This is a genomic window from Streptomyces sp. OR43 (assembly GCF_008042275.1).
GTDB lineage: Bacteria > Actinomycetota > Actinomycetes > Streptomycetales > Streptomycetaceae > Streptomyces.
In genome coordinates this window covers 8593-9424 of the sequence record NZ_RDBK01000031.1, presented here as the reverse complement: position 1 = coordinate 9424, position 832 = coordinate 8593, and the positions used below count along the sequence as shown (strand labels likewise).

General features: G+C 72.7%; 1 protein-coding gene and 1 pseudogene. Both read left to right on the top strand.

The window, feature by feature from the left end:
- The coding region (locus tag EAO72_RS15805) for an SDR family oxidoreductase (RefSeq protein ID WP_148018018.1) at positions 1-447 on the top strand (447 nt) is incomplete at its 5' end.
- A 77-nt stretch (positions 448-524) separates the two neighbouring features.
- A pseudogene (locus EAO72_RS15800) lies at positions 525-832 on the top strand (SDR family NAD(P)-dependent oxidoreductase); the annotation flags it as partial.

Here is an 832-nt window from a genome sequence, read left to right as displayed (position 1 = left end):
CCCGCCGACCGCTGGGCCTCGGTCATCGACGTCAACCTCGACAGCGTCCTGCGCACCACCGACGCGCTGCTCAAGTCCGGAACCGTCAACCGGGGCGGCCGGATCATCGCCACCGCCTCCATCGCGGGCATCGCCGGCAACAACGGCCAGACGAACTACGCGGCCAGCAAGGCCGGCATCATCGGCTTGGTCCGCTCGCTCGCCCCGCGCGCCGCCGCCGACCACGGCGTCACGGTCAACGCGGTGGCCCCCGGCTTCATCGAGACGAAGATGACCGCGGCCGTCCCGCTCCTCATCAGGGAGGCGGGCCGCCGCATGAACTCCCTCTCACAGGGCGGCCTCCCGGTCGACGTCGCCGAGACGACCGCCTGGTTCGCCCAGCCCGCGTCGAACGCCGTCAACGGCCAGATCGTCCGGGTCTGCGGCCAGAGCCTGCTGGGAGCGTGACGCGGATGCCGAGCCTGCTGCTCTCCCTGGCGCGCGGCGCCGCCACCTCCCCGTTCAAACGCGCGGGCAGGCCGGGCGCCACCCTGCCCGCCGACCGCGGGGCCTCGGTCATCGACGTCAACCTCGACAGCGTCCTGCGCACCACCGACGCGCTGCTCAAGTCCGGAACCGTCAACCGGGGCGGCCGGATCATCGCCACCGCCTCCATCGCGGGCATCGCCGGCAACAACGGCCAGACGAACTACGCGGCCAGCAAGGCCGGCATCATCGGCTTGGTCCGCTCGCTCGCCCCGCGCGCCGCCGCCGACCACGGCGTCACGGTCAACGCGGTGGCCCCCGGCTTCATCGAGACGAAGATGACCGCGGCCGTCCCGCTCTCCTCATC